A 3,734-nucleotide genomic window follows, 5' to 3' on the forward strand; every position below is an offset into this window, starting at 1 on the left:
CCCCGACGCCCGCCAGCAGCCAGCGCGCGCCGTCGGCGCCGTGGGTGTGCGCGACGGCGCCGACGCTGCTGCGGGCCTCGCCGCTGTCGACGAGGCGCGTCAGGGCCTCGGACGGCGCGCCGTCCGGGAGCCCGAGCGGGCCGTCGGGGCCGAGCGCCACGACCACGGCGTCGGCGGGCGGATCGTCGTCCCGGAGCGGGGAGACGGCGGGACGCGGCGCGGGATCGGTCACCCCGGGGAGCCTACGGCGGGGAGCGGGCGATCCTGCCCCGGCCTGGCGCCTTGGACACCTCGACAGCGCGTGGACCCGCCGTCCGGGGGGCGTGCGCCTACACTTCCTACCCTCCGTAGGCACGCCCGTGCCGAAACGCGGCAGAGAGAGGAAGCGCACCATGGCCAAGACCGTCATCCTGAGCACCGCCCGGACGCCCGTAGGCAAGCTCGGCGGGGGACTGTCCACCGTCAAGCCCGTCGACCTCGGCGGCATCGCGATCAAGGGTGCGCTCGAGCGCGCCGGGGTCGCCCCGGAGCAGATCGAGCACGTCGTCATGGGGCACGTGATCCAGGCCGGGCAGGGCCAGATCACCGCCCGCCAGGCGCAGATCGCCGCCGGGATCCCGAACACGGTCCCGTCCGAGACGATCAACAAGGTCTGCACCTCGAGCATCCGCTCGGCCGCGACGGTCGACCTGCACATCCGCGCCGGCGAGTACTCCGGTCCGGCCATCGCGGGCGGCATGGAGTCCATGTCGCTGGCGCCGTACCTCCTGCCGAAGGCGCGCACCGGGTACCGGATGGGCCACGCCGAGCTGCTGGACTCGATGGTCCTGGACGGCCTGACGAACTCCTTCACGCACCGCCAGATGTTCGACGAGACCACGGAGGTCTCCGACGCGCACGGCTGGACGCGCGAGCAGCTCGACGAGTGGGCCGCCGGCTCGCAGGAGAAGGCCATCGCCGCGCAGGACGCCGGCCGGCACGCCGACGAGATCGTCCCCGTGACGATCAAGGGCCGCAAGGGCGACACCGTCGTCGACACCGACGAGGGCCCGCGCCGCGGCACCACCGTCGAGGTCCTCGCGAAGCTCCCCGGCCTCGTCAAGGGCGGCACGCACACGGCCGGCAACTCGCCGGGCGTCAACGACGGCGCCGGCGCGCTCGTGCTCGCGTCCGACGAGTGGGCCGCCGCGAACGGCAAGGAGATCCTCGGCGAGATCGTCTCCTTCGGCCAGGCCGCCGGCGAGTTCCCGAACCTCCTGACGACCCCGGGCAAGGCGTCCTTCCAGGCCCTCGAGAAGGCGGGCCTCAAGCCCTCCGACATCGACATCTGGGAGATCAACGAGGCGTTCTCCTCCGTCGCGCTGAACACGATCAAGGACCTGGGCATCGACCCGGCCAAGGTCAACGTCAACGGCGGCGCCGTCGCCCTCGGTCACCCGCTCGGCGCCTCGGGCGCCCGCATCATCGGTTCGATGCTCCTCGAGCTCCGTCGCCGCGGCGGCGGCTACGGCGTCGCCACCGCGTGCTCCGGCACCGGCCAGGGCGACGCCATCCTGATCAAGGTCTGACCGACCTCCCGTCGGGCGGGCGGCGCAGCCGTCCGCCCGGCCACGGTCCGTCGTGCGGCCCCGCCGCGCGCCGAAGGCTGTGGCTCATGGCGGAGCCCTGCGACCTCGACGACCCCCCGCGACGGGCTCGTCGTGCTCGGCGCCACGAACCACCCGCGGCGTCGACGCTCCGCTGCTGCGGAACGGGCTTTCCGGTGCGCTAGCGTCCGGCCGATGCGCGCAACGGTGATGTACGGAGCGGGAGACGTGCGGGTCGAGGACGTCCCCGACGCACGGCTGGAGGAGCCGACCGACGTCGTCCTGCGGATCACGCGTTCGTGCATCTGCGGCAGCGACCTGTGGCCGTTCAAGTCGATGCCGGCGGACGAGCACGGCCGGCGCATGGGGCACGAGTTCATCGGCGTGGTGGAGGAGGTCGGGCGCGAGGTCCGGACGCTGAAGCGCGGCGACGTGGTCGTCGCGCCGTTCGCGTTCTCGGACGGCACGTGCGAGTTCTGCCAGGAGGGGCTGCACACGTCCTGCGTCCACGGCGGCTTCTGGGGCAACGGCGGGGTGGACGGAGGACAGGGCGAGGCGGTCCGCGTCCCGTACGCGGACGGGACGCTGGTCCCGCTCCCCGTGGCGGAGGACGACGCGCTCATGCCGTCGCTGCTGACGCTGTCGGACGTCTACGGGACGGGCCACCACGCGGCGCTCGGCGCGCGGGTCGCACCGGGCTCCTCGGTCGCCGTCATCGGCGACGGGGCGGTCGGGCTCTGCGGCGTCATGGCGGCCCGGCGCCTCGGGGCCGAGCAGATCATCATCCTCGGCCGCCACGCCGTCCGGACGGACCTGGCGCTCGAGTTCGGGGCGACCGACGTCGTGGCCGAGCGGGGGGAGGAGGCCGCCGAGCGGGTCCGCGCCCTCACCGGCGGCGTCGGGGTGCACTCCGTCCTGGAGTGCGTCGGTCTGCAGGACTCGCTGGTCACCGCGATCGACATCGCCCGGCCGGGCGGGACCGTCGGGCGGGTCGGGGCGCCACAGGAGCCCGCGATCCCGAGCGCGCGGCAGAGCTTCGTCCGCAACGTGACGATCGGCGGAGGCGTCGCACCGGCCCGCGCGTACATCGAGGAGCTGCTGCCGGAGATCCTCGACGGCACGCTGCAGCCCGGCCGGGTGTTCGACCGGACGATCCCCCTGGCGGGCGTGGCGGACGGCTACCGGGCGATGGACGACCGCGAGGCGATCAAGGTCCTCGTCCGGCCGTAGGCGCCGACCCCCCCCGCGGGCGTCCGATCGGGGTGGGCGCTCGCGGCGCTTCACGGCACGCTCAGGCCGCGCCGCTAGGGTCGGCGCGTGTCCGACGACCCGACCACCGGTGCCCCCGATCCTGCGTCCCCGACGCCGGACGCCGACGTTCCCGCGGCGGCGCCCGGTCTGCGCCCGGCCGTCTTCTTCGACCTCGACAAGACCCTCGTCGCCGGGTCGTCCGGCTTCTACTGGGCCCGCGCCGCGGCGGCCGCCGGCCTGATCTCGCGCCGGCGCCTGGCCGCCGACGGCTGGGAGAACCTGAAGTTTCGCCTGCGCGGCTCCACCGACGAGTCCACGCAGCGCGTCTGGGACCGGGCCGGGGCGTTCATCGCGGGTCAGCGGGTGCGCGACTTCGAGCGCCTCTCGCCACGGGTCCTCGCCGGGCTGCTGCCGCGGCTCTACCCGAGCATGCTCGCGCTCGCGTGGGAGCACCAGGACGCCGGCCGCCCCGTCTACATCGTCACGGCGTCGACCCAGGAGACGGCCGAGATGGTCGCGCACGTCGTCGCGTTCGACGGCGGGATCGGCGCCCCGCTCGAGCAGCGGGACGGCCGCTACACCGGGCGCCTCGCGGGGCCGATGACCTACCGCGAGGGCAAGGTCGAGGCGATCGAGGCGCTCGCCGCCCGCGAGGGCTACGACCTGGCGGCCTCGTGGGCCTACTCCGACAGCGAGTCGGACCTGCCGATGCTGCGCGCCGTCGGCCACCCGGTCGCGGTCAACCCCGACCGCGAGCTCGCCCGCGTGGCCGCCGCGGAGGGCTGGGAGGTCATCCGCCTCGAGCGCCTCACCTCGCACCTGCGGACCGTCGGCGCGCTGGCGGCGCTGGGCGCGCTCGGGGGACTCGGCCGGGCCGCGGTGTCCGGTCGGGCGGCG

The 3,734-nt window shown here is 74.8% G+C and carries 3 protein-coding genes and 1 pseudogene; 3 read left to right on the forward strand and 1 reads right to left on the reverse strand.

Annotated elements, in window-relative coordinates:
- Positions 1-232: pseudogene (locus AB0L40_RS27195) on the reverse strand (hypothetical protein); the annotation flags it as partial.
- A gap of 160 nt (positions 233-392) precedes the next feature.
- Between AB0L40_RS27195 and AB0L40_RS27200 the strand changes: the two are divergent.
- From AB0L40_RS27200 to AB0L40_RS27210, 3 genes are all read left to right on the forward strand, one after another.
- Positions 393-1,568, forward strand: coding sequence for an acetyl-CoA C-acyltransferase (locus AB0L40_RS27200; RefSeq protein ID WP_364361845.1), 1,176 nt, complete (start codon positions 393-395; stop codon positions 1,566-1,568).
- A 213-nt stretch (positions 1,569-1,781) separates the two neighbouring features.
- Positions 1,782-2,816: a zinc-dependent alcohol dehydrogenase family protein gene (locus AB0L40_RS27205; RefSeq protein WP_364361847.1), complete on the forward strand. Its 1,035-nt coding sequence runs from the start codon at positions 1,782-1,784 to the stop codon at positions 2,814-2,816.
- 87 nt (positions 2,817-2,903) lie between these two features.
- On the forward strand, positions 2,904-3,734 hold an 831-nt coding region (locus AB0L40_RS27210), incomplete at its 3' end, for an HAD-IB family hydrolase (protein WP_364361849.1).

The sequence above is a fragment of the Patulibacter sp. NPDC049589 genome (assembly GCF_040675535.1).
In the GTDB taxonomy this organism is placed as follows: domain Bacteria; phylum Actinomycetota; class Thermoleophilia; order Solirubrobacterales; family Solirubrobacteraceae; genus Patulibacter.

Excerpts from the sequence above, each read along its gene's own strand:
- AB0L40_RS27200 (WP_364361845.1), top strand. The coding sequence starts at position 393 with ATGGCCAAGACCGTCATCCTGAGCACCGCCCGGACGCCCGTAGGCAAG.
- AB0L40_RS27205 (WP_364361847.1), top strand. The coding sequence starts at position 1,782 with ATGCGCGCAACGGTGATGTACGGAGCGGGAGACGTGCGGGTCGAGGAC.